The following is a 24331-nucleotide window of genomic DNA, read 5'->3' on the forward strand; positions in this document are numbered from 1 at the left end:
CACCGTGGAGGGTTATTCGCCGGCTCAGTCTTCGGACTTTTTCTTCAGCTTCGGATTCGGAAAGAATTGCACGGCCTGGACGGTCTTGTCCGGCGCCGGCTTGAGCGCGCTGGTATTGACCCGCGTGCCCAGTTCCTTGGGAACCGACAAGCCTTGCTCGTTCAACGTATCCGAGTAACCGCAGGCCACGCACTCACGGTGCGGCACGCTGTCCTCGTTCCACATCATCAGTTTGTCCGGCTCGCTGCACGCCGGGCAGACCGCCCCGGCGATAAAGCGCTTCTTGGTAATCACAGGTGCCTCACTCATGCTGCCGCGTCCTCACTCAGGCCGCTATGGCGCAAGAGTGCGTCAATCGAAGGCTCACGGCCACGGAAGTCGACGAACAGCACCATCGGTGCCTGCGAGCCGCCGCGTGCCAGAATCGCTTCGCGGAAGGCGCGCCCGGTCTCGGCATTGAGCACGCCGTCCTCTTCGAACCTGGAGAAGGCATCCGCCGACAGCACTTCCGCCCACTTGTAGCTGTAGTAGCCCGCGGCGTAACCGCCGGCGAAGATGTGCGCGAAGCTGTTGGGGAAGCGGTTGTACGCCGGTGGTCGCATCACCGAAACTTCGTCACGCACGCCTTCCAGCACTTGTGCCACGCTGCGGCCGTCACCGTGGGTGGCGTGCAGCTCGAAGTCGAACAGCGAGAATTCCAGCTGACGGACCATCATCAGCCCGGACTGGAAGTTTTTCGCCGCGAGCATTTTTTCCAGCAGGTCTTGCGGCAGCGGCTCGCCGGTTTCGTAGTGACCGGAGATCAGCGCCAGGCCTTCCGGCTCCCAGCACCAGTTTTCCATGAACTGGCTTGGCAGCTCGACCGCATCCCACGCCACGCCGTTGATCCCGGAAACACCGGCGTGATCAACGCGGGTCAGCAAGTGATGCAGGCCGTGACCGAATTCGTGGAACAGGGTGGTCACTTCATCGTGGGTCAGCAGCGCAGGCTTGCCGCTGTCGGCCGGGGTGAAGTTGCACACCAGGTTGGCCACCGGGCTTTGCAGCACGCCGTCGACGGTGCGGCGACGGTCGCGGGCGCCGTCCATCCACGCACCGCCACGCTTGTTGGCGCGGGCATACAGATCGAAAAAGAAGCGGCCGACGTGCTGGCCGTTTTCCTTGATTTCGAACAGACGCACGTCCGGGTGCCAGGTGTCGAAGCCTTTCAGCTCGGCGATTTCGATGCCGTACAGGCGCTGAACGATAGCGAACAGCCCGCTGAGGACTTTATCGATCGGGAAGTAGGCGCGCAGGGTTTCCTGAGCGACGCTGTAGCGCTGCTCGCGGAGTTTTTCCCCATAGAAACCGCTATCCCAGCTTTGCAGATCGGCGCAGCCCTGTTCGGCGGCGTAGGCGCGCAGCTGCTGCAGGTCCTGCGCAGCGAACGGCTTGCTGCGCTTGGCCAGGTCGCGCAGGAAGCTCAGCACCTGATCGCTGGACTCGGCCATTTTGGTCGCCAGGCTCAGTTCGGAGAAACTGGCGAAGCCCAAGAGTTTGGCCAGCTCCTGACGCAGGTCGAGGATCTCTTCCATCACCGGGCCGTTGTCATTCTGCCCGGCGTTCGGGCCTTGGTCCGAGGCACGGGTGCAGTAGGCGGCGTAGACTTCTTCACGCAGCGCACGGTCCTGGGCGTAGGTCATCACCGCGTAGTAGCTCGGGAACTCCAGGGTGATCAGCCAGCCATCGAGGCCTTTGGCCTGGGCGGCAGCGGCCATTTGCGCCTTGGCCGAATCGGTCAGGCCGGCGAGGGCAGCCTCCTCAGTGACGTGCTTGGTCCAGGCTTGCGTGGCATCGAGCAACTGGTTGGAGAAGCGGCTGCCCAGCTCGGACAGTTTGCTCTGCACTTCAGCGTAACGCTTCTGTTCGGCTTCCGGCAGGTCGATACCCGACAGACGGAAATCACGCAGGGCGTGTTCCAGAATGGTTTTTTGCGCCACGTCGAAACCGGCGGCTTCCGGGCTGTTGGCCAGCGCTTCATAAGCCTGGAACAGCTCGCGGTTCTGGCCCATCTCGGTGGAGTAGGCACTCAGGGCCGGCAGGCACGACTCGTACGCTTCGCGCAGTTCAGCGCTGTTGCACACGGCATTGAGGTGGCTGACCGGGCTCCAGGCAGCGCCGAGGCGATCGTTGAGTTCGTCCATCGCCAGTACCAGGCCGGCCCAGGTCGGGTTTTGAACCTGGGTCTTGAGAATTTCGGCGATGGCGGCGCGGTTGTCGGCCAGGATCGTTTCGATGGCTGGCAGCACGTGTTCGGCACGGATCGTGGAGAACGGCGGCAGGTCGTAGGACTGCAGAAGAGGGTTGTTCACGCTCACGGTTGGCACCTTGGCTGGAAGAAACATGCGCCCATCTTAATTACAATCGACACTCACCGCAGCTATCGGCGACAGAGAGAGAACTTATCGTGCCCGTTCGCAAGTACCAGAATCACACCCCGCAGCTCGGTCAAGGCGCGTTTGTCGACGCCTCCGCGGTGGTGATCGGCGACGTCGAAATCGGCGAAGACAGCTCCGTGTGGCCGCTGACCGTGATCCGTGGCGACATGCACCGCATCCGCATCGGTGCGCGCACCAGCGTGCAGGACGGTTGCGTGTTGCACATCACCCACGCCGGGCCGTTCAACCCGGACGGTTTTCCGTTGCTGATCGGCGATGACGTGACCATCGCCCACAAGGTCATGCTGCATGGCTGCAGCGTCGGCAGTCGCGTGCTGATCGGCATGGGCAGCATCGTCATGGACGGCGCGGTGGTCGAGGACGATGTGATCATCGGCGCCGGCAGCCTGGTACCGCCGGGCAAGCGCCTGGAAAGCGGTTTTCTGTACGTGGGCAGCCCGGTAAAACAGATCCGCCCGTTGACCGACAAGGAACGCGCCTTCTTCAGCTACAGCGCAGCGAACTACGTGAAGCTCAAGGATCTGCATCTGGCCGAAGGCTACGACCAGCTCTGAATCGACCTACACCTGCTCAGGATTTCTCATGCATTACCAGACCGTACTGTTCGACCTCGATGGCACCCTGACCGACCCGCGTGAAGGCATCACCCGTTCCATCCAGTTCGCTTTGAGCAAACTCGGCATCGACGAGCCGGACCTGAGCAAACTCGAACACTTCATCGGCCCGCCGCTGTTGCAGGCGTTCATGCAGTTCTATGGCTTCGACGAAGCCAAGGCCTGGGAGGCGGTGAATTTCTATCGCGAACGCTTCAAGGTCACCGGCCTGTACGAGAACCGTGTGTTCGACGGCGTCACACCGTTACTGGAAACCCTGAGCGGCCAGGGGCGACAGCTGTACATCGCGACCTCCAAACCTTGGGAATTTGCCCGGGAAATCGCCCGGCACTTCGACTTCGCCAAACACTTCAAGGTGATCTACGGCAGTGAGCTGGATGGCACGCGGACCAACAAGGTCGAGCTGATTGCGCACCTGATCGCCGAAGAAGGGCTGGATCCGGCCAATACGCTGATGATCGGCGACCGCAAGCATGATCTGATCGGCGCGCGCAGCAACGGTATCGATGCGGCGGCAGTGGGTTATGGGTTTGGCAGTTTTGAAGAGTTGAGTGCCGAGGCGCCGGCTTATCATTTTGAGACTTTGGCCGAGTTGCATCAGGCGTTTTTGCGGCGCTGATGAGTCGGCCACCGCTGGCAAGCCAGCTCCCACAGGTGAGCAGTGGGCGCAGGTTCACCTGAATCCATGTGGGAGCTGGCTTGCCAGCGATGAGGTCGGATCAGCCGACATCAACTCAAGATCCGGCCAAAGCTTTCAAGGCCGCTTTACGCTCCGCGACAGCTAAACCACCCAACTTCTCGACCTCAGCATAGAACCGCAGCCAATCCCCCCCAACCTGCCTGAACAACGCAGCAAACGCCGGCACCCATTGGTCATACAGCCCGAACGGCAACAATCGCGCATTGTTCAGCGGCATATTCACCCACGCGTCGTAACGCTTGTCCCCGGCCCACTGACTGTCACGCATCACCCGGTAGTCGCGCCGAAACTGCTCGAACTCCGCCGCTTTATCCCTGCGCATCTGCTCGGCCGGCATTTGCTGGGCGTAGAGCTTTTCCAGACGTGAGCGCGTTTCCAGCACCAGCTCAATGAACTGATCGCGCTGCTTTAGCCTGGCATCGGTGTCCGGCGGCAATCCACGAAACGCCCGCCACTGGCGGGTGCCTTCCTGTTCGACAAATGTGGCAAAGGACTCGTTGAATTCGGTGTCGTCCTTCACATAGAAGCGCTGATGTGCCAGTTCATGAAAGATCAGCGTGGCCAGACGCTCATCGCCCCAGCCCATCATCGAATTGAGGATCGGGTCATTGAACCAGCCGAGGGTTGAATAGGCCTCGACGCCGCCAATCGCCACGTCCATGCCTTGCAGACGCTGGAGCGCCGCTTCGCCGCGCGCGGCGCTCTGGCTGTAGTAGCCGCGATAGGCCACGCAACCGGCGATCGGGAAGCAATGGTTTTGCGGGGTGAGGGAAAACTCCGGGGTGGCGAACACGTTCCACACCACGTACGGCCGGCCAATATCGGCGTACAGCCGATAGCTCTGGTTGTCCGGCAGGTGCAGCTGTTCGCTGGCGAAGGCGCGGGCCTTTTGCGACTGGATCAGGTGCGTGCGCAGCTTCGCGTCGCGGCTCGGGTCGGCAATCACCTTGGCCACCGGTTCGCGCGCGCGCAACAACTGCAACTGACCGCTGGCCAACTGGCTGTAATAGCTGACGCTGGAACAACCGTTGAGCAACAAAAGCATCACACCCGGAAACAAAATCCGAAAAACGCGATCAAGTAACCCATGGCTTGGAAGCGGCCTGCTCAAAATAAAAATCCTTTGGAAAGTCTGCCCGCAAGACTATCCCGCCATTTGGAGCTTCGCTATGCGCATGTTGTTGCTGACAGGAGGCCTGCTGACGCTGGCCGGTTGTGCCGGATTCGGAATGCCCGATCCTGACCCCTCGCAAGCCTGGATCGATCTCGATGCCCGGCAACAGGACACGGCGTTGCAAGCGCTGAAAGTCGATGACAAGGCAACTGTCGACAAACGTTATTTCGAAGTGCAGCCCGGCAGCCACGAACTGAAGGTGCGTTATCAGTTTCCGGTCGAAGCCACCAACATCGGCCCCGACGCCGAGCCTCTGTGGCGCGACTGCCAGTTGAAGCTGACATTCAAGGAATTCAACGCCGGACAGCGTTATCAATTGCAAGCCGGCAGCATCGGTTTCCGGCCATGGGCGAAGCTCTATGACGAGCAGCGCAACGTGGTCGGCCAAGGCTCGCCGGCAGGCTGTCAACGCACCTGATCGGCGCTATGCTGGAGGTCTGAATCCTTGGACATCCATCATGCGCAAGTTGGTGTTGTTACTCGCGGTCGGCGTTGTCGCCGGCTGCCAGACCCCGTTGCCGCCGGTCGATCCACAGATGGCCTGGGTTGATTTCTCGACCCCGACCCCCGGCGGAAAACTGCTCATGGCCGAGCGCCTGGATAATCAACGTCTGAGCGACGGGCGTTTCTTCCAGGTCACCCCCGGCAGCCATGAGCTGCGGGTGCGGTTTGACTTCGAGGTGTTTGGCGGCGGCGGCAGTCTGATGACCGGCCCGGTCGAGCGGCTGTGCTACCTGTACATTCGCTATGACCATTTCGAGGCGGGGCAGCGTTATCTGCTGGAGGGACGTTCGCTAGGGTTCACACCGAGCGCCCGCCTGTACAACGCCAAGCATGAAATCGTTGCCGAGGATCACGACATGGACTGCCTAAGCTGAGACGGATCAGTTGTCGTTCTTCTGGTAAATGATTGCCTTGCTGCCGTTTTCACAAGTGCCGACGACCATGGCCACGTCGTGCTTGTCGGCCTCTTCCTTGCTGACGATTTCCAGCGTGTAGGTGGGCACGGCGTTCGCCTGGATCTTTACTTCGATTTCTTTTCTGAGTTCTTCACAGTCTTTCGGTGCGGCAAGAACCGTTGTGGCCAATGCACTGCAGAGGATCGCCAAGCCAATACGTTTCATATCCTGAAGCTCCATGGGGCAGCGCGCACGGGTGTGCGCTGAAGCTGCTGTCACTTATTCGACCATATTTTTGCAGGGCGGGTTCTGACTTCGCTCACATCTTCGGTAACTGCAGTGATTTGTGGATTACATTCGCGAGCCTGCTCGCTCCCACATTGGAATTCACTTCAAATGTGGGAGCGAGCCGGCTCGCGAACGGGTCAGTCAGCGCCGATTCAGCTGACCAGCGAAGCCTCAAGGGTAATCTTCGCGTTCAACACCTTGGACACCGGGCACCCTTCCTTGGCCTTGTTGCTCAGTTCTTCAAACTGCGCCTGAGTAGCGCCCGGAATTTTCGCCTTGAGGATCAACTTGATCGCGGTGATGGCAAAGCCACCCTCGACCTGATCCAGCGTGACCTCTGCCTGAGTGTCGATGCTCTCGGCCTTCAGGCCTGCATCACCGAGAATCATCGAAAACGCCATGGAAAAACAGCCGGCATGCGCGGCGCCGATCAGTTCTTCCGGATTGGTGCCCTTACCGCCCTCGAAGCGTGCCTTGAAGCCGTAGGGGGCTTCTCTGAGGACACCGGTTTCAGTGGAGATCGAGCCGATGCCGGTTTTCAGATCGCCTGCCCAATGTGCGGATGCTTTCTTCACGATAGCCATGTCTGCCTCCTCAAGAACTGGCGCGGAAACGCCGCGCCGTCGTGGTTTTTGCTTGCAAGGCTTCTGAGGATAGACGTCGGGACAAAGTTCAGCCCGGCTGAATCGTTGACTTTTTTAGTAGGAAATTTTATCGCGGCTATTGAAACTCGGGTATATGCCCTCATTGCATAAAACACGCTTATGGATTGGGCAGGTTTTCGTTCGCAAGAAAAACCTGCCTCCTCATTCGGAGACGCAGGTTTATGAAGCAACTGTCCGACGTAAAGTTTTCCACCCTCGACTTAGTGCCCGTGCGGGAGAACGGCAGCCCGGCGCAATCGCTGCGCAACTCGCTGGATCTGGCACAGCATGTCGAAAAGCTTGGCTACACCCGTTTCTGGGTCGCCGAACACCACAACATGGACGGTATCGCCAGTTCTGCCACCTCGGTGTTGCTGGGATACCTGGCCGGCGGTACCTCGACGATTCGCGTCGGCTCCGGCGGCGTGATGCTGCCCAATCACGCGCCGCTGGTGATCGCCGAACAGTTCGGCACTCTTGAAAGCCTGTACCCGGGACGCATCGACCTGGGGCTGGGGCGCGCGCCGGGTTCCGACCAGATGACCGCCCGCGCTCTGCGCCGCGAACGCTCCGGCAGTGCTGATGATTTCCCGGAAGACGTTGCCGAGCTGGCCCGCTTCCTCGGCCCGCGCACCCCGGATCAACGGGTGATCGCCATGCCCGGCACCGGCACCAACGTGCCGATCTGGTTACTCGGTTCCAGTCTGTTCAGCGCGCAGCTGGCCGGTGAGCGCGGGTTGCCCTACGCCTTCGCCTCGCACTTCGCCCCGCGCTTCATGCATGAGGCGATTCGCGTCTACCGCAACCACTTCAAGCCGTCGGCAGTGCTCGACAAGCCGTATGTGATGCTCGGGGTGCCGTTGGTGGCAGCCGATACCGATGAGCAGGCCGACTATCTGGCGACCTCGGTGTACCAGCGAATTCTCGCGCTGATGCGTGGGCAGAGTTTGGTGCAGCGTCCGCCGGTGAAAACCATGGACGGCCTGTGGCTGCCCCATGAGCGCGAGGCGGTGGGGGATTTCCTCGGTCTGGCGATGGTCGGCAGCCCGCAGAAGATCCGCGCGAAGCTGGAGGTGCTGGTCGAGCAGACCCAGGCCGATGAGCTGATTTTCACCTGCGACCTGTATGAGCACGTCGATCGCCTGCATTCCTACGAACTGCTGGCGCAGGTCATGAAGGGATAAACGCGGCCCCCTGGAGGAGCCGTCGAGTGAAACGAGGCTGCGATCTTTTGATCTGATTTTTTAAAGCCAGGATCAAAAGATCGCAGCGTGCCGCAGCTCCTACAGGTAAATCATCGCCCACAAAAAAGCCGACGCCTTCGCGTCGGCTTTTGCATTTCAGGCGCGATCAACCGCGTTTGTAGACGATTTCCTTGGTGCCACCTTCGCAACTGCCAACGACTTTGCCGCCAGCGGCTGCACCCTTGTCGACAATCTCCAGCGAATAACTGGAGGCACCTTTGGCATCAATCTTCGCCGCAATCTCGCTTTTCAGCTCTTCACAAGGCTTGCCAGCAGCCAACGCGCCACCCGCAAGGCTCAACAAACCTACTGCCAATATGAACTTCTTCATCGGTCGCACTCCCTGGTCGGATTAAAAGAGGCGGGCACCGGCTGTGCCGATGCACTCACCTTGTAGCGCTTTGCCATTCCTATGGCACTCGGCCAGCGCGCAAGTTCAGAAGCGTAGCCCAAACTCAGCTACTGGCAATGCGAAAGCCGACTTTGAGGGTTACCTGGAAGTGCGCCGCCTTGCCGTCCTTGATGTGGCCACGGGTCTCGACCACTTCAAACCATTCCAGATGTTTGATGCTCTTGTTGGCTTCGGCCAACGCGTTGTTGATGGCGTCTTCGATGCTGCTGGTGGACGAGCCGACCAGCTCGACTTTCTTGTACGTGTGATGGTCACTCATGGCGATCTCCTTGGCGTTTGGAATTGACGTGTGGATTTGAGACTAGCAGTGAATCTGCACTGTTGATTTCGGTGTCCCGGCGCAAGCGAAGTTCAGATTTTCTGCACTTTCTCAAACCGCTGAAGTCCCAACCAACACACGCCACTCATCACCAATGCAGGAGAGCCACCATGGCCAACACCTCTTTACGTAAAGCCTCGTTGCAAAGCATGGAAGCCGAGATCGAGAGTCTGCTCAAATCGTTGGAAAGCCTGAAGGACGACGCGTCCGACGAGTCGCGCAAGACCCTCAAGGCGCTCAAGAGCAACGCTGAAAGCGCGCTGAAACATTCGCGCAGCCTGCTCAGCGATGCCTACGAAGAAGTCAAAGTGAAAACCCGCGAGACCGGCATCGCCACCCGCGATTACGCTCAGGAACACCCGTGGACCACCGCCGGTGTGGCGGTCGGTGCAATCGGTCTGCTGGCCGCTTACTTGCTGTTCAAGCGCGGCGAGTGATCCGTCTGGCGCAGCTCATTCTTGAGCCACTGCGCCAGTTGCCGGGCGCGTCCGTCTGCGGCGCGCTTGGGTAGCCACAACGCCAGTTGCGCCGGGGTTTCGCAGAAGCCCCACGGCGCAACCAGGCGACCGGCCTTCAAGTCCTCGGCCACCAGCGGCTCTGGCGCGATTGCCACGCCGAGTCCGGCCACTGCGGCTTCCAACAGATAATACAAATGCTCAAAACCTTGTCCCAACTTCAACGCCTTGGCGTCGAGGTTATTTTGCTGTGCCCAACTCGGCCAGGCTTGCGGGCGCGATGTGGTGTGCAGCAGCGGCTCACTGAGCAAGGCTGACGCCGGCGCCGCTTGCAGGCGTTGGTAGCCACTGAACAGCGGGCTCATCACCGGGCCGATGCGTTCTGCGGCCAGTTCGTAGACCTGCATGTCTGCCGGCCATGGCGGCTCGGCGAACAACAGCAAAGCATCGAGTCCGGGGCGCCTAGGGTCGAGATCACCTTCACCGGCGGACAGGTGCAGTCGCAAGTCCGGCAAGTCTGCGTTCAGCCGCCCCAGGCGTGGGATGAACCAGCGCGCCAACAGACTGCCGGAGCAGCCGAGCACGAAAGGCGCGTCAGCGGTGCTTTGCGTCAGCTCGGCACACACACTGCGCAAGCGATCGAAGGCCTCACCGCTGGCGTCTCGCAGACGAACACCTGCATCTGTGAGTTTCAAGCCGCGACCCTCTTTGACGAACAGGCTCACGCCCAGATGCTCTTCAAGCATTTTGAGCTGACGGCTGACCGCACCGTGAGTAACGTGCAGCTGTTCGGCCGCCTGACTGACGCTGTTCAGTCGGGCAGTGGCCTCAAACGCGCGCAAGGCGTTCAGCGGGGGAAGGTCGTGGCTCATGGTATCTGTGAGTTTTCCTGACAGGTTGTGGCGATCTTATCGGTTTTCAGTCTGGAAGGTCAGGGGTAGAGTGGACGCCATTGTCTTCTCACCCGAATTCACCTGGAGCACATCATGACCCAGACTTCGAACACCTCCAACCTGCGCAGCGGCCCTGACGATAACGGCCTGTTCGGCGCGTTCGGCGGCCGCTACGTGGCGGAAACCCTGATGCCGTTGATCCTCGATCTGGCCCGTGAATACGAAACGGCCAAGGAAGATCCGGCGTTCAAGGAAGAGCTGGCCTACTTCCAGCGTGACTATGTCGGTCGTCCGAGCCCGCTGTATTTCGCCGAGCGTCTGACCGAGTTCTGTGGCGGCGCGAAGATTTACCTCAAGCGCGAAGAGCTGAACCACACCGGCGCGCACAAGATCAACAACTGCATCGGCCAGATCCTGCTGGCGCGGCGCATGGGCAAGAAACGCATCATCGCCGAGACCGGCGCCGGCATGCACGGTGTGGCGACCGCTACCGTGGCCGCACGTTTCGGTCTGGATTGCGTGATCTACATGGGCACCACGGACATCGAACGTCAGCAGGCCAACGTGTTCCGCATGAAGCTGTTGGGCGCCGAAGTGATCCCGGTGGTGGCCGGTACCGGCACTCTGAAAGACGCGATGAACGAAGCGCTGCGTGACTGGGTAACCAATGTCGACAGCACCTTCTACCTGATCGGCACCGTGGCCGGCCCGCACCCGTATCCAGCCATGGTGCGCGACTTCCAGGCGGTGATCGGCAAGGAAACCCGCGAGCAGTTGCAAGCTCAGGAAGGTCGTCTCCCGGACAGTCTGGTGGCGTGCATCGGTGGCGGTTCCAACGCCATGGGCCTGTTCCACCCGTTCCTTGACGACCAGAGCGTCGAGATCATCGGCGTCGAAGCGGCCGGTTACGGCATCGAAACCGGCAAGCACGCGGCGAGCCTCAATGGCGGCGTACCGGGTGTGCTGCACGGCAACCGCACCTTCCTGCTGCAGGACGACGATGGCCAGATCATCGACGCCCACTCGATTTCCGCCGGTCTCGACTATCCCGGCATCGGCCCTGAGCACGCCTGGTTGCATGACATCGGCCGCGTCCAGTACACCTCGGTGACTGACGACGAAGCCCTCGCCGCGTTCCACCAGTGCTGCCGCCTCGAAGGCATCATCCCGGCACTGGAAAGCGCCCATGCGTTGGCTGAAGTGTTCAAACGCGCACCGAAACTGCCGAAGGATCACCTGATGGTGGTCAACCTCTCCGGCCGTGGCGACAAAGACATGCAGACCGTCATGCATCACATGGAACAGTCGAAGCAGGAGAAACACTGATGAGCCGCCTGCAAACCCGTTTTGCCGACCTCAAGCAACAGAATCGCGCCGCGCTGGTGACCTTCGTCACCGCCGGTGATCCGGACTACGACACTTCGCTGGCGATCCTCAAAGGCCTGCCGGGCGCTGGCGCCGACGTGATCGAGCTGGGCATGCCGTTCACCGATCCGATGGCCGATGGTCCGGCGATTCAACTGGCGAATATCCGTGCCTTGGGCGCCAAGCAGAATCTGGCGAAAACCCTGCAGATGGTCCGCGAGTTCCGCGAAGGCAACAGCGACACGCCGCTGGTGCTGATGGGTTACTTCAACCCGATCCACATGTATGGCGTTGAGCGTTTTATCGCAGATGCCAAAGACGCGGGCGTCGACGGTCTGATCGTGGTCGACATGCCGCCAGAGCACAACAATGAACTGTGCGATCCGGCACAGGCGGCGGGTCTGGACTTCATCCGCCTGACCACCCCGACCACTGACGATGCGCGTCTGCCGAAAGTCCTCAATGGCAGCTCGGGCTTCGTTTACTACGTGTCGGTGGCCGGTGTGACCGGTGCCGGTGCCGCGACTCTGGAGCATGTCGAAGAAGCGGTGACTCGTCTGCGTCGACACACTGACCTGCCGATCAGCATCGGTTTCGGTATCCGTACTCCGGAGCAGGCGGCGTCCATCGCTCGTTTGGCGGACGGTGTAGTGGTGGGCTCGGCGCTGATCGACCATATCGCCAATGCGACCACGCCAGCCCAGGCTGTCGATGGCGTGCTGGGTCTGTGCAAGGCGCTGTCCGAAGGCGTGCGTCAGGCCCGCGTCAGCTGAAGGTAAAGTTCCTGATACAGAGGAATTAGCGCCTCACATCACGGCCTAATTGAGCAAGACCGAGGGATTCAGAACCACGTTCTGAATCCCTTTTTGCTGTTGGTGCAGTGAGGAAAGACCCGATGAAAATGCCGAAACGTCTGATTGCCGGACTGGGTGTGCTGATGCTCAGCGCGACGCCGCTGCTGGCCAGCGCCGATCCACGCGATGATCATGACCACGGCGGCCCGCAGCAGGGCCACTACGACAACCGTGGTGACGATCACCGTGGCCCGCAGAGCGATCACCGTGGCGGCCCGCCACACGACTTCGGCCCGGTACGCCAGACCATTCGCGATAATCATGGCTACTTCGTGCGTGGTGCACCGCCACCTCCGGGAATCCATCTGGAACGCGGCAGGCCGTTACCGCATGGTTACTACGGCGAGCGGCTGGACGGTCGGGCGCTGAGTCGTCTGCCGGTGTATCCGGGTTATGAGTGGCGCCGCGCCGGGGGCGATATCGTGCTGATCGCAGTGGGTACCGGGATCGTTTACGAAATTCTGGATGGTGTTTTGTACTGATTTACAGGCAATAAAAAGATCGCAGCCTGCGGCAGCTCCTACCTTTATCTCCGTAGGAACTGCCGCAGGCTGCGATCTTTTGCTTTTAAGGCAACTCCAGTCCGCCGGACGCCTTGTGCAGTTTGCGCAGATGCTCGCCGATCTGCTTCACGTTGGCTTCGCTGGCGGCAATTTCGGCCGCGCGCTTGGGTTCCAGCAACTTGCGCACTTCCTTGTCCAGATCGCCGCTCAGCGCCAGCAGTTGTTTCTGACGTTGAGCGCTTTCGTCTTGCAGGCGCTTGAACTCGCTTGGTTGCGGCAGCCCGTAGCCACGGCTGTCGAGCAGTTCCGCCGGACGACTGAGGAAGCCGCTGTTGGCGAGAATTTCCTGCAGGGTGGCGTTGGCCTTGTCCATGCCGCCGTTTTCCAGCTCGCGGGCGCCGAGGTAGCGCTGCTTGACCTCGTCCTGGGCCAGCAGCAACTGGCGGCGATAACTCGCCTGTTCCAGCAGGAGCAATGCGGCGCTGGTGCGCAGGTCTGCACGTTCAAACCACTGGCGACGTTCTTCGGCGGAAAGTGAGAGCCAATCTTCGACGCTGGTCTGTTTGATCGGCAACTGCTTCTTCAACACATCGAACATAGCCTGATAGCGATCGCGGAACGAGTCGAAGCGATAGCCCAGGCGCAACGCTTCCTTGGGATTGTCGAGCACGCTGGTGTCGGCTAGCCCGCGACCTTTCATCACCTCCAGCAAGCCGTTAGGCATGATGCTGTCGAGGCCGACGAGTTGCTTGTTGTTGCTGCCGCTGCGCAGCAGTTTCAGGCCTTCCACCGCGCAGTTGTTGGAGAGGAAGAAGTAGTTGCCGTCATAGCTCCAGTGCATCTCGGCAGCGTGTTCGACCACACCTTCGATCTCGTCGCGTGACAGCTTCAGTGGCACCGAGGCGAGACTGCGCAGTTCAGTCTTGGTGTATTCGTCGATTACCTGGGCCAGCGGCAGCACGAACAGCCGCGACGGGTACTTGCCGACCAGACCGTCCCAGCTCGACAGCTGCACGTCACCGACAAAGGCGCGGTAGGACAGCACCAGATGCTGGTCGAGGTCGAGCCGGCAATCCGGGCCGCGTGGTCGACCCGGCGCGCAGATCACCAGGCGCAGCATGCTGTGGCCCCAGCGGCTGACCCAGTTCTGGTTGGCTTCAGCCAGCAGATAATCGACGGCATACACCCGCTCCGGGTCGACCTGGCCCAAGGGTTGTTTGGCGAAGTCGTTGCCGGCGTTGAGAAAGGCGAAGGTATTGCTGCAGATGTCCTTGGCCGGTGGTGCCCAGCCGAAGCGCGCCTTGTAGTAGCGATAGAGCGCCGGACGGCGACACGCGTAGCTCGGGTCGAGGAGGAAATACTCCATGTTGACCGCGACAAACTCTTTCGGACTGGAGATCTCGTACAGGTCCGGGCTGCGGGCCACCTGACGGTTGTGTTGTTCACGCTCGCCGCGGCGCCCGACGTACTGTTGCCAGCCGGCGAGATCTAGCAGACGTGGATCATCGCTGAGCGTGAAGCGGCGCTCGGTCTGGCCTCGGCACTCGTCGGGAATGCCGACCAGCCCGGCGCTGTTACTGCGGCGGGTGCAGCGTTGGATCAGCGTGCGCTCGGCTGCGGGCCACAGGCGCGCGCGGTCATAAATGTGGGTGAGTTCATGCAGCACCGTTGCCAGCAGTTCCTGGCGCACAGTGCCATGGGGGCGATTGGTTTTCTCTATGGCCGCGCTGCCGTCGGTGAGGCCGGCGAGCAGTTTGCGATTCAGGTCGAGTTCGGCGACCAGGGTCGCCTGGCCGTACGCATTGCCGGGCATGTCGTCGGTCCAGCCGACATCGATACGCCGGTCCAGCTGTTCGACGAAGCTGGGCGGCAACTTGTGCATGGCTTCATCGAGCAGCGCCTGGCTGGCCTGCTGCTGGGCGGGGCTCAAGCCGTCGGTCTTGAGCCGCAATTGCAGGCTGGCGTGGGCGCTGTTGCCAAGCAGCAACAATGCCCCGGCCAGCAGCCAGGCGCCGAGTGACTTCACAGGGCGAGGATGGCTTCGGCGAGCACCTGGTCACTGGCGTCGCGGGCTTCCGGCACGCGGGTGCGCAAGGTATTGAGGGCGGCCTCCAGGTGCGCACCGCGGATATCGCCGTTGGTGGCAACGAAGCTGGCCGCATCGTCGTGGGCTTCGCGGATGATTTTCGAGTCGCGAATCGACGTCGTGGTATCGGAGGTGAAATCGATGGTGCGCTGGGAGGCACGAACGATGATGTTACTGGTGGCTACCAGGGTGTGTGCCTGGGCCACATCGGCCAACAAAAACAGGCCAAGGGCGGCAGCAATCAGCGGGCTACGCATGGAACGACTCCGGAGGGCAATGTTAACGAGGGATCATGATAACTATTGGACGAGAATTGCCTGTGCCAGTTCAAGGTCGCTGACATGAAGTTTTGGTCGGGATTTGCGCAAGTAATGCAGGGCGGATTCGAGCTGCGCGCCGCGCAATTGACCGTCACTGGCAACAAACGCCGCCGCGTCATCGTGAGCGGCGATGATCAGTTTACGGTCGAACGGTGCGGAAGACACCATTCCGGTCGCCCAAACGCTGACCACGGTGTTTTGTGTGGAGACATCAAAGGCATCGACCGAGGTCGCCCAGAAGGCACTGACCAATACGCAAGGGAAAAGCAGTCTGAATAAACGCATGAGACTCGGTAACGGTTAACGAGCTTCAAGGCTAGCGCAAATGCCCGGGCCAGAGCCAGCGGCGAAATATCGGGACACGACTGGCGTGTCCCTTGCGGCATCGGCGGATCAGATCGCGAGGATGGCTTGCGCCAGCTGGAAGTCGGTTGCGCTCAGTTGCGGTGCCTGATGGCGGATCAGGTCGAGGGCGCTTTCCAGTTTCACGCCGCGGATCTGACCTTCGCTGGCGACGAAGCTGGCTGCGTCGTCACGGGCAGCGATTACGACTTTGTTGTCACGCAGCGAAGAGCTGACGTCGGAAGTGGCGTCCGACGAGGACTTCAGCGCGCCAACCACGGCGTCGGTGGTCACGATGAAGCTGGAGGCACTGGCGTTGGCAGCCACGGCGAGCAAGGCGGCAGCGCTGAGCAGGCGAAGACGGGACATGGTGGATCTCCTGAAAGTAAACCGTATTGAGAGGTGGCTTGTGTCTGGTGAGTCAGACGCGGGTTACAGAAGATTCGCCACGTTCTGGCGTGGATATTAGGCCTGCGCGCGACGTTCGGACAGTGGGCAGAATGCTAGTGCCAGAAGGGTTTTTCCAGTTCATTGAGCCGATCGGCATGGCTGAGGCCCAGATCCGCGAGGTCGCGCTGGTCCAGCTGAGCCAGCAGGCGCCGCGTCCTGGCGCGCTCCAGTCCTTGCCACAGGTTACGAAACAAGCGCCGCAGCGGGTGCGAGTGAGCGCGGGGTAGAGTCGAAGCTGTCGAAACATCCTGTAAGCCTTTCATGGCGTTTTCCTTAAACCGAGGAGGATTAAGGACATGCTGCGCCCGATGCAGTTTGGCGAGCAGATACACTCATGAAAAATTGTACTGGTTCAGATTTTTGTTATTGAGAACTGTACCTGTGCTTTGAATATTCTCCTGTACGGGCATTTTTCGAACCCTGAAACGACAAGACCCGTCGCGGTTTCCCGCGACGGGTCTTGTATGTTCAATTCGGGTTGCTGGCGGTGGGTCTAACGACCAGAGCCAGCGACGCTACTTAGCGCCAGAACGGCTTGCTCAGCTCTTCGTAGCGTTGTGCTTCGCTGATACCGGCGTCAGCCAGCAGACGCGAATCCAGACGAGCCAGTTGGTGGCGGCTGGAGATGCGGCGCTGCCACAACATCAGGTTGGCGATAACGCGCAGAGGCAGGGAAGCCTGGTTTTTTGCAGCTTTGTCTTCGAAGAACAGTTCGGAACTGAGTGTACGTTCCATGGTTGACATCCTTCCGCTTGTGGCGGGATCAGGTAGTGGTTTAACTGGTGCCCATGATCCTCTCGTTTGCCTAGTCTCTCTAGATACAGTTCAACTGTATTGTGAGTGACCAGTTAACTGTTTATAGGGGGTGTACGGGTCAAAATCGAGCAAACTGTACCTGTCTGCACTCAAGTGGTGCATTTTTGCGCAATCTTGGGGTTGGGGTAGGCAAAAGCTGTAGGAAATCACCGGTACAGCAGTACAGTTTTTGCCAGGTAGGGGCGATGAAAAAACCGCTGACACAAACGGTGTTTGCATCAGCGGTTCGACTGTGCGAATTACACCGCGAGCATGCGGCCGGTTTCTTCAAGGTTGATGTGCCAGCTCAAGGCGTCACGCAGAATGTGCGGGGTATGACCGCCGATGGCGCAGGCGGCGGTGAAGTAGTCATTCAGCGCCTGGCGGTAATCGGGATGCACACAGTTGTCGATGATCACCCGCGCGCGCTCCCGTGGCGCCAGGCCGCGCAGGTCGGCCAGGCCGACTTCGGTCACCAGGATGTCGACGTCATGCTCGGTGTGGTCAACGTGGCTGACCATCGGCACCACGCTGGAAATTGCGCCGCCCTTGGCGATCGACTTGGTCACGAACACCGCGAGGTGCGCGTTGCGCGCGAAGTCGCCCGAGCCACCAATGCCGTTCATCATCCGCGTGCCGCAGACATGGGTGGAGTTGACGTTGCCGTAGATGTCGAACTCCAGCGCAGTGTTGATGCCGATGATACCCAGACGACGCACCACTTCCGGGTGGTTGGAAATCTCTTGCGGACGCAGCACCAGTTTGTCCTTGTACTTCTCCAGATTGCCGAACACGTCGCTGTTGCGCCGCTCCGACAAAGTGATCGAGCTGCCCGAAGCGAAGCTCAGCTTGCCGGCGTCGATCAGATCGAAGGTCGAGTCCTGCAGCACTTCGGAGTACATGGTCAGGTCTTCGAACGGCGAATCGATCAGACCGCACATCACCGCGTTGGCGATGTTGCCGATTCCGGCCTGCAACGGGCCGAGCTTGTTGGTCATGCGCCCGGCGTCGACTTCCTGCTTGAAGAAGGTGATCAGGTGCTCGGCGATGGCATTGGTGTCGACATCCGGGGTCGACACCGTGGACGGCGAATCCGCTTGCTGGGTGATGACGATGGCGACGATCTTTTCCGGTGGAATCGGGATCGCGGTGCTGCCGATGCGGTCATCGACCTTTACCAGCGGGATCGGCGTGCGCGTCGGGCGGTAGGTCGGAATATAGATGTCATGCAGGCCTTCGAGGTTGGCGTTGTGCGCCAGGTTGATCTCGACGATCACCTGCTTGGCGAAAATCGCGAAGCTTGCCGAGTTGCCCACCGAGGTGGTCGGCACGATGTGGCCTTGCTCGGTGATGGCCACGGCTTCGATCACCGCGATGTCCGGCAGCTTCAGTTGCTGGTTGCGCAGTTGCTCGACGGTTTCCGACAGGTGCTGGTCGATGAACATCACTTCGCCGGCGTTGATTGCCTTGCGCAAGGTGCTGTCGACCTGGAACGGCATGCGCCGCGACAAAACGCCGGCTTCGGTCAGTTGCTTGTCGAGGTCGTTGCCCAGGCTCGCGCCGGTCATCAGGCTGATCTTCAGCGGCGTGACCTTGGCTCGCTCGGCCAGTGCGTGAGGGACGGCTTTGGCTTCGCCCGCGCGGGTGAAGCCGCTCATGCCGACGGTCATGCCGTCTTCAATCAGCGCGGCGGCGTCGGCGGCGCTCATCACTTTATCCAACAACGAAGGCAGGCGAATACGGTCACGGTACATGGATTATTTTCTCGGGAAGCGAGTAGCAGGATGCGCAGTCTAGTGAATTTCGCGGGCGCCTGTCCCGCTACCAAGGTCGCAAACGAGGCGTCTATTTAGCGGGTTTCAAGTAAAACACCGTTACTGGATCTGCAACAACGTGGCAAATTGTCCGACGGTTTGCGCAAACAAAAACGCCCCGACAAGTCGGGGCGTCCGGTGCAGCTGCGGAGGATTACTCGACCGCTTTGACCATGTCTTCGATGACTTTTTTCGCGTCGCCGAACACCATCATGGTCTTGTCCAGGTAGAACAGTTCGTTGTCCAGACCGGCATAACCGCTGGCCATCGAACGCTTGTTGACGATGATGGTCTTGGCCTTGAACGCTTCGAGAATCGGCATGCCGGCAATCGGCGATTTCGGATCGTTCTTGGCGGCCGGGTTGACCACGTCGTTGGCGCCGAGCACCAGCACCACGTCGGCCTGGCCGAACTCGGAGTTGATGTCTTCCATCTCGAACACCTGGTCGTAAGGCACTTCGGCCTCGGCGAGCAGGACGTTCATGTGCCCCGGCATACGACCGGCCACCGGGTGGATCGCGTACTTCACGGTCACGCCACGGTGGGTCAGCTTCTCGGTCAGCTCTTTCAAGGCATGCTGTGCGCGGGCCACCGCCAGGCCGTAACCCGGGACGATGATCACGGTGTCGGCGTTGGTCAGCAGGAAGGTCGCGTCGTCGGCCGAACCGGATTTCACCGGACGGGCTTCTTTCGCTCCGGCAGGTCCTGCGTCGGCCGTGTTGCCGAAACCACCGAGCAGGACATTAAAGAAGGAACGGTTCATCGCCTTGCACATGATGTACGAGAGGATCGCACCGCTCGAACCCACCAGCGAACCGGCAATGATCAGCATCGAGTTGTTCAGCGAGAAGCCGATACCCGCCGCCGCCCAGCCGGAATAACTGTTGAGCATCGACACCACCACCGGCATGTCGGCGCCGCCGATCGGGATGATGATCAGCACGCCCATCACGAATGCCAGGGCCAGCATCAGCGCGAACGCGGCGAGGTTGCCGGTGAGCATGAAGGTCACGCCGAGCACCAGTGTCGCCAGACCGAGTACCGCGTTCAGCTTGTGCTGACCGGCAAACTGTACCGGCGCGCCTTGGAACAGGCGGAACTTGTACTTGCCCGACAGCTTGCCGAAGGCGATCACCGAACCGGAGAAGGTGATTGCACCAATCGCCGCGCCGAGGAACAGCTCCAGACGGTTGCCCGCCGGGATCGAATCGCCCAGATGTTTCACGATGCCCAGCGATTGCGGCTCGACCACCGCAGCAATCGCGATGAACACTGCCGCCAGACCGATCATGCTGTGCATGAAAGCGACCAGTTCCGGCATCTTGGTCATTTCGACGCGTTTGGCCATGATCGAACCGGCAGTGCCGCCGATCAGCAGGCCGACGATCACGTAACCGATACCCGCAGTCGCCAGCTCGGCACCGAGCTTATAGATGAGGCCGATGGTGGTGAGGATGGCCAGCGCCATGCCGAGCATGCCGAACAGATTGCCGCGCCGCGAGGTGGTCGGGTGCGACAGGCCTTTAAGGGCCTGGATAAAGCAGATCGACGCGATCAGGTAGAGCGTCGTGACGAGATTCATGCTCATTACTTCGGCGCCTCTTCTTTTGCTTTCGGGGCTTTCTTCTTGAACATCTCAAGCATGCGGCGGGTGACCAGGAAGCCACCAAACACGTTGACCGCAGCCAGTGCCACGGCGAGGGTGCCCATGGTCTTGCCCAGCGGCGTGACGGTCAGCGCAGCAGCGAGCATCGCGCCGACGATCACGATTGCCGAAATGGCGTTGGTCACCGCCATCAACGGCGTGTGCAGCGCAGGTGTAACGTTCCAGACCACGTGGTAACCGACATAAATCGCCAGCACGAAGATGATCAGGTTGTAGATACCGGGGGAGATAAGCTCTTCCATCGTCTGAATCCCTGCTTAGGCGTTTTTGCGGATGACTTGGCCGTCGCGGCACATCAGGCACGCGGCGACGATGTCGTCTTCGAGGTTGACGTCGAACTGGCCTTCTTTGGTGAACACCAGCTTGAGGAAGTCCAGCAGGTTGCGGGCGTACAGCGCCGAAGCATCTGCGGCGACTTCACCTGCGAGGTTGGTTGGGCCGACGATGGTCACGCCATTCTCGACCACGACCTGATCGGCCACAGTCAGCGGGCAGTTGCCGCCCTGCGCCGCCGCGAGGTCGATGACCACCGAGCCCGGCTTCATCTGCGCCACGGTATCCGCGCTCAACAGTGTCGGCGCCTTGCGGCCCGGGATCAGCGCAGTGGTGATGACGATGTCGGCCTGCTTGGCGCGCTCGTGCACAGCCTGGGCCTGACGCTGCATCCAGCTTGTCGGCATTGGGCGCGCGTAACCGCCGACACCGACCGCGCATTCGCGCTCTTCGTCAGTCTCGTAAGGCACATCGACGAACTTGGCGCCGAGAGATTCGATTTGTTCCTTCACTGCCGGACGCACGTCAGACGCTTCGATCACCGCACCCAGACGTTTCGCCGTGGCAATCGCCTGCAACCCGGCCACACCGGCGCCGAGAATCAGTACGCGCGCCGCTTTCACGGTGCCCGCAGCGGTCATCAGCATTGGCATGAAGCGCGGATAGTAGTGCGCAGCCAGCAACACCGCCTTGTAGCCGGCGATGTTCGCCTGCGACGACAACACATCGAGACTCTGCGCCCGAGAGGTACGCGGCGCCGCCTCAAGGGCGAACGCGGTGATCCCGCACTCGGCCATTTTGGCGATGGTGTCGTTATTGAAGGGGTTGAGCATGCCCACCAGCACCGTGCCGCGCTTGATCAGCGCCAGTTCGGCGTCGCTGGGGGCGACCACTTTGAGAATCAGCTCGGCGCCGAACGCATCGTTGGCACTGCCAATGGTTGCGCCCGCCGCTTCATAGGCACTGTCGACAACGCTGGCTTTGACGCCGGCGCCGGTTTGCACAGTGACCTTATGACCTTGGCTGATCAGCTTTTTAATGGTTTCCGGGGTTGCAGCAACCCGTGTTTCACCGGTCTGGGTTTCGAGAGGAACACCAATGTGCACGTCAAATCTCCTGCGTGATCTTATTGAGTAAACCCAGGCACTGCGGATGGTGCGACTGGGGCGGCCGATCAGCACGATCCCGCCAAATCAGGGCGGGGCGCGGCATTTTGCAGGCGAACTTTATGCCCTTCAAGGGATTATGACGGGTGACGGAAAATTAACTACAAGTCATCCCGTGACCGAATGTCGCAGATGGCCAGTTGAATCCCTTGCAGGCCGTGCCTTGCAAGGATTCTGGCTGAATTTGAAAATATTTCTCATCGGTGGCGTGAATAGGCCGTAATGAGTCGTGGATGGAGGCTCAAAGCCACGTCTTCAGGCGCTTGTGGGACGTCTGTACGACTTTCGGATACAGTCTGTGATTTTGCGACAAATACTTATATCTGTAGGGCTTTTATTTTCCTGACTACCGGGTTAGCAATCGCTGTGCGCCTTTATCCTTCTAGGCTGTAGCTGTTTGCCTGATTGACCAGCCAATCGCGAAAAGCCTTGAGTGATGCCGATTCGACCTTTCGCTCCGGAATCATCAGGTAATACGCCTTGATGCTGGAGAGCGCATTCGGGTTGGCGATCACCAGGCGTTTCTCGGCCAGTTCACGCTGGATCAGGAACGGGGGAATCAGCGCAATCCCCATTTCATGCATGGCCGCCTGGGCCAGCATGGAGAATAGCTCGTAGCGTGGGCCTGTCATGTCACGAGGGATGTTCAGGCGCTGTGAGTTGAACCATTGGCGCCAGGCGTAGGGGCGAGTGGTTTGCTGCAACAGGGGCAGCTCGGCGATCTCTTCAGGAGTCAGATGTGTCCTGCTGCCGAGTAGGGTGGGGCTGCACACCGGCATCGGATTTTCGCCCATCAGTCTGTGGGATTCGGTACCTGACCAGTCGGCGTCGCCGAAGTAGATCGCCGCGTCGAAATCAGTATCGGCGAATAGGAACGGGCGGGTGCGGTTGGTGAGGTTGACCGTTACTTCCGGGTGGTTGAGTTGGAAGTCCTTGAGCCGTGGCAGCAGCCATTGCGTGCCGAAGGTGGGCACCACCGCCAGTTCGATTACGTTGGTGCCTTGCTGGCCCATCACTGAGAGCGTATCGCGCTCGACGGCGTCCAGTTGCGTGGCCACCCGACGGCTGTAAGAAAGGCCCGCCTCCGTCAGCTTCACGCCGCGTCGCGAGCGTCGGAACAGTTCCACGCTGAGGAAGTCCTCAAGGCTGGCGATCTGTCGGCAAATGGCACCCTGAGTGAGGGAAAGCTCTTCGGCTGCCTTGGTAAAGCTCTCATGACGAGCGGCGGCCTCGAAGCTGATCAGGGCGGTGGTGCTGGGGATCTTCCTGCGCATGTACATGAACCTCACTAATGCGCCGCGCAAAAGGCATTGAGCGACGTCTCGGAGTGAGAAATTAGCACAACATAATGCGAAATCCTCGTTTGCCGTGCTGGCGAACCGGGCCTAGGATCAATGCCACGTTAATTCACCGATTTGCGAGGACACACCCATGGGCGGTAAAGCTAGCTTCAACTGGATCGATCCCCTGCTGCTGGATCAACAGCTCACCGAAGAAGAGCGCATGATCCGTGACACCGCCGCCCAGTTCGCTCAGCAGAGCCTGGCGCCACGTGTTCTCGAAGCTTTCCGCCATGAGAAAACCGATCCGGCGATCTTCCGCGAAATGGGCGAAGTCGGCCTGCTCGGTGCGACCATCCCTGAGCAATACGGAGGCAGCGGCCTGAACTACGTCAGCTATGGCCTGATCGCCCGTGAAGTGGAGCGTGTCGACTCCGGCTACCGTTCGATGATGAGCGTGCAGTCCTCGCTAGTGATGGTGCCGATCAACGAATTCGGTACAGAAGCCCAGAAACAGAAGTATCTGCCGAAACTGGCCTCTGGCGAATGGATCGGCTGCTTCGGTCTGACCGAGCCAAACCACGGTTCCGACCCGGGCGCGATGATCACCCGTGCGCGCAAAGTCGACGGCGGCTACAGGCTGACCGGCGCCAAGATGTGGATCACCAACAGCCCGATCGCCGATGTATTTGTAGTCTGGGCCAAGGACGATGCCGGCGACATCCGTGGCTTCGTACTGGAAAAAGGCTGGAAGGGCCTGAGCGCTCCGGCGATTCACGGCAAGGTCGGTCTGCGCGCCTCGATCACCGGGGAAATCGTCATGGACGACGTGTTTGTCCCGGAAGAGAACATCTTCCCGGACGTGCGCGGTCTGAAAGGCCCGTTCACCTGCCTTAACTCCGCACGCTACGGCATCTCCTGGGGAGCCTTGGGAGCTGCCGAGTTCTGCTGGCACACCGCTCGCCAGTACACCCTTGATCGTCAGCAGTTCGGGCGTCCATTGGCTGCCACCCAGCTTATTCAGAAGAAGCTGGCCGACATGCAGACCGAGATCACTCTGGCCCTGCAAGGCTGTCTGCGTCTGGGCCGCATGAAGGATGAAGGCACTGCGGCAGTCGAAATCACTTCGATCATGAAGCGCAACTCCTGTGGCAAGTCGCTGGATATCGCTCGCATGGCTCGTGACATGTTGGGCGGCAACGGTATCTCCGACGAGTTCGGCGTGGCCCGTCACCTGGTCAATCTGGAAGTGGTGAATACCTATGAAGGTACTCACGACGTTCACGCGCTGATTCTGGGTCGCGCGCAAACCGGTCTGCAGGCGTTCTATTAACAGG

Annotated in this window: 29 protein-coding genes; 10 read left to right on the plus strand and 19 right to left on the minus strand. The window is 60.3% G+C overall.

Annotated elements, in window-relative coordinates; translation table 11 throughout:
• Positions 1 to 24 precede the first annotated feature (24 nt).
• Both LOY52_RS00475 and prlC read right to left on the minus strand, forming a co-directional pair.
• Positions 25 to 309, minus strand: coding sequence for a YheV family putative zinc ribbon protein (locus LOY52_RS00475; RefSeq protein WP_007962808.1), 285 nt, complete (start codon positions 307 to 309; stop codon positions 25 to 27).
• Positions 306 to 2384, minus strand: a complete 2079-nt coding sequence (gene prlC, locus LOY52_RS00480) for an oligopeptidase A (protein ID WP_258677641.1) — start codon at positions 2382 to 2384, stop codon at positions 306 to 308. Before prlC ends, LOY52_RS00475 begins: the two co-directional genes overlap by 4 nt.
• Positions 2385 to 2446: 62 nt before the next feature.
• Between prlC and LOY52_RS00485 the strand changes: the two genes are divergently transcribed.
• Together LOY52_RS00485 and LOY52_RS00490 are read left to right on the plus strand one after the other, a co-directional pair.
• Entirely contained in the window at positions 2447 to 2992 is a 546-nt protein-coding gene (locus LOY52_RS00485; protein ID WP_258677644.1) for a gamma carbonic anhydrase family protein, read from the plus strand.
• A gap of 28 nt (positions 2993 to 3020) precedes the next feature.
• Positions 3021 to 3671, plus strand: a complete 651-nt coding sequence (locus LOY52_RS00490) for an HAD family hydrolase (protein ID WP_258677646.1) — start codon at positions 3021 to 3023, stop codon at positions 3669 to 3671.
• A 115-nt stretch (positions 3672 to 3786) separates the two neighbouring features.
• Here LOY52_RS00490 and LOY52_RS00495 read toward each other — a convergent pair whose 3' ends face one another.
• Positions 3787 to 4863 carry an aminopeptidase gene (locus tag LOY52_RS00495; RefSeq protein WP_258677650.1) on the minus strand — a complete coding sequence of 359 codons (1077 nt, stop codon included), beginning with the start codon at positions 4861 to 4863 and terminating at the stop codon, positions 3787 to 3789.
• Positions 4864 to 4921: 58 nt separating this feature from the next.
• Here LOY52_RS00495 and LOY52_RS00500 point away from each other — a divergent pair, with 58 nt between their 5' ends.
• Together LOY52_RS00500 and LOY52_RS00505 are read left to right on the plus strand one after the other, a co-directional pair.
• On the plus strand, positions 4922 to 5344 hold the full coding sequence (locus tag LOY52_RS00500) for a hypothetical protein (protein WP_258677652.1): 423 nt from the start codon (positions 4922 to 4924) through the stop codon (positions 5342 to 5344).
• A gap of 40 nt (positions 5345 to 5384) precedes the next feature.
• The gene (locus LOY52_RS00505; RefSeq protein WP_258677654.1) at positions 5385 to 5804 is read left to right on the plus strand and encodes a hypothetical protein; all 420 of its coding nucleotides are present in this window, start codon (positions 5385 to 5387) and stop codon (positions 5802 to 5804) included.
• 6 nt (positions 5805 to 5810) lie between these two features.
• Here the strand turns inward: LOY52_RS00505 and LOY52_RS00510 are convergent, their stop codons facing one another.
• A complete protein-coding gene (locus LOY52_RS00510; RefSeq protein ID WP_202369331.1) occupies positions 5811 to 6050 on the minus strand; it encodes a DUF1161 domain-containing protein in 240 nt (79 codons plus the stop codon).
• A 215-nt stretch (positions 6051 to 6265) separates the two neighbouring features.
• A complete protein-coding gene (locus LOY52_RS00515) occupies positions 6266 to 6697 on the minus strand; it encodes an OsmC family protein (protein ID WP_007962818.1) in 432 nt (143 codons plus the stop codon).
• Between the two features lie 242 nt (positions 6698 to 6939).
• Between LOY52_RS00515 and LOY52_RS00520 the strand changes: the two genes are divergently transcribed.
• The gene (locus LOY52_RS00520) at positions 6940 to 7941 is read left to right on the plus strand and encodes an LLM class flavin-dependent oxidoreductase (protein WP_258677658.1); all 1002 of its coding nucleotides are present in this window, start codon (positions 6940 to 6942) and stop codon (positions 7939 to 7941) included.
• A 166-nt stretch (positions 7942 to 8107) separates the two neighbouring features.
• Here the strand turns inward: LOY52_RS00520 and LOY52_RS00525 are convergent, their stop codons facing one another.
• Complete coding sequence (locus LOY52_RS00525) at positions 8108 to 8332, minus strand: DUF1161 domain-containing protein (protein WP_258677659.1); 225 nt, start codon at positions 8330 to 8332, stop codon at positions 8108 to 8110.
• A gap of 124 nt (positions 8333 to 8456) precedes the next feature.
• On the minus strand, positions 8457 to 8672 hold the full coding sequence (locus tag LOY52_RS00530; RefSeq protein WP_027610201.1) for a dodecin: 216 nt from the start codon (positions 8670 to 8672) through the stop codon (positions 8457 to 8459).
• Positions 8673 to 8842: 170 nt separating this feature from the next.
• Here LOY52_RS00530 and LOY52_RS00535 point away from each other — a divergent pair, with 170 nt between their 5' ends.
• A complete protein-coding gene (locus LOY52_RS00535) occupies positions 8843 to 9169 on the plus strand; it encodes a YqjD family protein (protein WP_003220391.1) in 327 nt (108 codons plus the stop codon).
• Here LOY52_RS00535 and LOY52_RS00540 read toward each other — a convergent pair.
• The gene (locus LOY52_RS00540; protein ID WP_258677662.1) at positions 9142 to 10059 is read right to left on the minus strand and encodes a LysR family transcriptional regulator; all 918 of its coding nucleotides are present in this window, start codon (positions 10057 to 10059) and stop codon (positions 9142 to 9144) included. The two genes, LOY52_RS00535 and LOY52_RS00540, sit on opposite strands and share 28 nt — an antisense overlap.
• Before the next feature lie 114 nt (positions 10060 to 10173).
• Between LOY52_RS00540 and trpB the strand changes: the two genes are divergently transcribed.
• From trpB to LOY52_RS00555, 3 genes are all read left to right on the plus strand, one after another.
• Complete coding sequence (trpB, locus tag LOY52_RS00545) at positions 10174 to 11406, plus strand: tryptophan synthase subunit beta (RefSeq protein WP_103483941.1); 1233 nt, start codon at positions 10174 to 10176, stop codon at positions 11404 to 11406.
• Entirely contained in the window at positions 11406 to 12218 is an 813-nt protein-coding gene (gene trpA / locus LOY52_RS00550) for a tryptophan synthase subunit alpha (RefSeq protein ID WP_135294677.1), read from the plus strand. Before trpB ends, trpA begins: the two co-directional genes overlap by 1 nt.
• Positions 12219 to 12340: 122 nt before the next feature.
• On the plus strand, positions 12341 to 12781 hold the full coding sequence (locus LOY52_RS00555) for an RcnB family protein (protein ID WP_258677670.1): 441 nt from the start codon (positions 12341 to 12343) through the stop codon (positions 12779 to 12781).
• Between the two features lie 85 nt (positions 12782 to 12866).
• Here LOY52_RS00555 and LOY52_RS00560 read toward each other — a convergent pair whose 3' ends face one another.
• The 11 genes from LOY52_RS00560 to LOY52_RS00610 all read right to left on the minus strand — a co-directional run bounded on the left by LOY52_RS00560 (position 12867) and on the right by LOY52_RS00610 (position 22988).
• Positions 12867 to 14828, minus strand: a complete 1962-nt coding sequence (locus tag LOY52_RS00560) for a DUF4105 domain-containing protein (RefSeq protein ID WP_258677673.1) — start codon at positions 14826 to 14828, stop codon at positions 12867 to 12869.
• Complete coding sequence (locus tag LOY52_RS00565; RefSeq protein ID WP_007911662.1) at positions 14825 to 15145, minus strand: DUF2388 domain-containing protein; 321 nt, start codon at positions 15143 to 15145, stop codon at positions 14825 to 14827. The genes LOY52_RS00560 and LOY52_RS00565 overlap by 4 nt, the downstream gene beginning before the upstream one ends.
• Positions 15146 to 15187: 42 nt before the next feature.
• A complete protein-coding gene (locus tag LOY52_RS00570; RefSeq protein ID WP_027610195.1) occupies positions 15188 to 15493 on the minus strand; it encodes a DUF2388 domain-containing protein in 306 nt (101 codons plus the stop codon).
• A 108-nt stretch (positions 15494 to 15601) separates the two neighbouring features.
• Complete coding sequence (locus tag LOY52_RS00575) at positions 15602 to 15919, minus strand: DUF2388 domain-containing protein (protein ID WP_123586051.1); 318 nt, start codon at positions 15917 to 15919, stop codon at positions 15602 to 15604.
• 134 nt (positions 15920 to 16053) lie between these two features.
• Complete coding sequence (locus LOY52_RS00580; RefSeq protein ID WP_258677678.1) at positions 16054 to 16263, minus strand: DUF1127 domain-containing protein; 210 nt, start codon at positions 16261 to 16263, stop codon at positions 16054 to 16056.
• A 256-nt stretch (positions 16264 to 16519) separates the two neighbouring features.
• Complete coding sequence (locus LOY52_RS00585; RefSeq protein ID WP_007962833.1) at positions 16520 to 16735, minus strand: DUF1127 domain-containing protein; 216 nt, start codon at positions 16733 to 16735, stop codon at positions 16520 to 16522.
• 320 nt (positions 16736 to 17055) lie between these two features.
• Positions 17056 to 18549, minus strand: coding sequence for an acetyl-CoA hydrolase/transferase family protein (locus LOY52_RS00590; protein WP_258677681.1), 1494 nt, complete (start codon positions 18547 to 18549; stop codon positions 17056 to 17058).
• A gap of 214 nt (positions 18550 to 18763) precedes the next feature.
• Positions 18764 to 20197, minus strand: a complete 1434-nt coding sequence (locus tag LOY52_RS00595) for an NAD(P)(+) transhydrogenase (Re/Si-specific) subunit beta (protein WP_027610192.1) — start codon at positions 20195 to 20197, stop codon at positions 18764 to 18766.
• On the minus strand, positions 20197 to 20517 hold the full coding sequence (locus tag LOY52_RS00600; RefSeq protein ID WP_003220416.1) for an NAD(P) transhydrogenase subunit alpha: 321 nt from the start codon (positions 20515 to 20517) through the stop codon (positions 20197 to 20199). The genes LOY52_RS00595 and LOY52_RS00600 overlap by 1 nt, the downstream gene beginning before the upstream one ends.
• Before the next feature lie 15 nt (positions 20518 to 20532).
• Positions 20533 to 21654 (minus strand): Re/Si-specific NAD(P)(+) transhydrogenase subunit alpha, encoded by a 1122-nt coding sequence (locus LOY52_RS00605; protein WP_258677684.1) that lies wholly within the window; start codon positions 21652 to 21654, stop codon positions 20533 to 20535.
• Positions 21655 to 22088: 434 nt separating this feature from the next.
• Entirely contained in the window at positions 22089 to 22988 is a 900-nt protein-coding gene (locus tag LOY52_RS00610) for a LysR family transcriptional regulator (RefSeq protein WP_258677686.1), read from the minus strand.
• A 157-nt stretch (positions 22989 to 23145) separates the two neighbouring features.
• On the opposite strand from LOY52_RS00610, the gene LOY52_RS00615 reads away from it, so the two are divergent.
• Complete coding sequence (locus tag LOY52_RS00615) at positions 23146 to 24327, plus strand: acyl-CoA dehydrogenase (protein WP_258677688.1); 1182 nt, start codon at positions 23146 to 23148, stop codon at positions 24325 to 24327.
• Positions 24328 to 24331: the final 4 nt, after the last annotated feature.

It is taken from the genome of Pseudomonas sp. B21-051 (assembly GCF_024748795.1).
In the GTDB taxonomy this organism is placed as follows: Bacteria; Pseudomonadota; Gammaproteobacteria; order Pseudomonadales; family Pseudomonadaceae; genus Aquipseudomonas; species Aquipseudomonas putida_A.

What these genes read in the sequence shown, in the direction of transcription:
- LOY52_RS00475 (WP_007962808.1), bottom strand. Translation starts at nt 309, where the DNA reads ATGAGTGAGGCACCTGTGATTACCAAGAAGCGCTTTATCGCCGGGGCG.
- prlC (WP_258677641.1), bottom strand. Translation starts at nt 2,384, where the DNA reads ATGTTTCTTCCAGCCAAGGTGCCAACCGTGAGCGTGAACAACCCTCTT.
- LOY52_RS00490 (WP_258677646.1), top strand. Translation starts at nt 3,021, where the DNA reads ATGCATTACCAGACCGTACTGTTCGACCTCGATGGCACCCTGACCGAC.
- LOY52_RS00500 (WP_258677652.1), top strand. Translation starts at nt 4,922, where the DNA reads ATGCGCATGTTGTTGCTGACAGGAGGCCTGCTGACGCTGGCCGGTTGT.
- LOY52_RS00505 (WP_258677654.1), top strand. Translation starts at nt 5,385, where the DNA reads ATGCGCAAGTTGGTGTTGTTACTCGCGGTCGGCGTTGTCGCCGGCTGC.
- LOY52_RS00510 (WP_202369331.1), bottom strand. Translation starts at nt 6,050, where the DNA reads ATGAAACGTATTGGCTTGGCGATCCTCTGCAGTGCATTGGCCACAACG.
- LOY52_RS00515 (WP_007962818.1), bottom strand. Translation starts at nt 6,697, where the DNA reads ATGGCTATCGTGAAGAAAGCATCCGCACATTGGGCAGGCGATCTGAAA.
- LOY52_RS00520 (WP_258677658.1), top strand. Translation starts at nt 6,940, where the DNA reads ATGAAGCAACTGTCCGACGTAAAGTTTTCCACCCTCGACTTAGTGCCC.
- LOY52_RS00525 (WP_258677659.1), bottom strand. Translation starts at nt 8,332, where the DNA reads ATGAAGAAGTTCATATTGGCAGTAGGTTTGTTGAGCCTTGCGGGTGGC.
- LOY52_RS00530 (WP_027610201.1), bottom strand. Translation starts at nt 8,672, where the DNA reads ATGAGTGACCATCACACGTACAAGAAAGTCGAGCTGGTCGGCTCGTCC.
- LOY52_RS00535 (WP_003220391.1), top strand. Translation starts at nt 8,843, where the DNA reads ATGGCCAACACCTCTTTACGTAAAGCCTCGTTGCAAAGCATGGAAGCC.
- LOY52_RS00540 (WP_258677662.1), bottom strand. Translation starts at nt 10,059, where the DNA reads ATGAGCCACGACCTTCCCCCGCTGAACGCCTTGCGCGCGTTTGAGGCC.
- trpB (WP_103483941.1), top strand. Translation starts at nt 10,174, where the DNA reads ATGACCCAGACTTCGAACACCTCCAACCTGCGCAGCGGCCCTGACGAT.
- trpA (WP_135294677.1), top strand. Translation starts at nt 11,406, where the DNA reads ATGAGCCGCCTGCAAACCCGTTTTGCCGACCTCAAGCAACAGAATCGC.
- LOY52_RS00555 (WP_258677670.1), top strand. Translation starts at nt 12,341, where the DNA reads ATGAAAATGCCGAAACGTCTGATTGCCGGACTGGGTGTGCTGATGCTC.
- LOY52_RS00565 (WP_007911662.1), bottom strand. Translation starts at nt 15,145, where the DNA reads ATGCGTAGCCCGCTGATTGCTGCCGCCCTTGGCCTGTTTTTGTTGGCC.
- LOY52_RS00570 (WP_027610195.1), bottom strand. Translation starts at nt 15,493, where the DNA reads ATGCGTTTATTCAGACTGCTTTTCCCTTGCGTATTGGTCAGTGCCTTC.
- LOY52_RS00575 (WP_123586051.1), bottom strand. Translation starts at nt 15,919, where the DNA reads ATGTCCCGTCTTCGCCTGCTCAGCGCTGCCGCCTTGCTCGCCGTGGCT.
- LOY52_RS00580 (WP_258677678.1), bottom strand. Translation starts at nt 16,263, where the DNA reads ATGAAAGGCTTACAGGATGTTTCGACAGCTTCGACTCTACCCCGCGCT.
- LOY52_RS00585 (WP_007962833.1), bottom strand. Translation starts at nt 16,735, where the DNA reads ATGGAACGTACACTCAGTTCCGAACTGTTCTTCGAAGACAAAGCTGCA.
- LOY52_RS00590 (WP_258677681.1), bottom strand. Translation starts at nt 18,549, where the DNA reads ATGTACCGTGACCGTATTCGCCTGCCTTCGTTGTTGGATAAAGTGATG.
- LOY52_RS00595 (WP_027610192.1), bottom strand. Translation starts at nt 20,197, where the DNA reads ATGAGCATGAATCTCGTCACGACGCTCTACCTGATCGCGTCGATCTGC.
- LOY52_RS00600 (WP_003220416.1), bottom strand. Translation starts at nt 20,517, where the DNA reads ATGGAAGAGCTTATCTCCCCCGGTATCTACAACCTGATCATCTTCGTG.
- LOY52_RS00610 (WP_258677686.1), bottom strand. Translation starts at nt 22,988, where the DNA reads ATGCGCAGGAAGATCCCCAGCACCACCGCCCTGATCAGCTTCGAGGCC.
- LOY52_RS00615 (WP_258677688.1), top strand. Translation starts at nt 23,146, where the DNA reads ATGGGCGGTAAAGCTAGCTTCAACTGGATCGATCCCCTGCTGCTGGAT.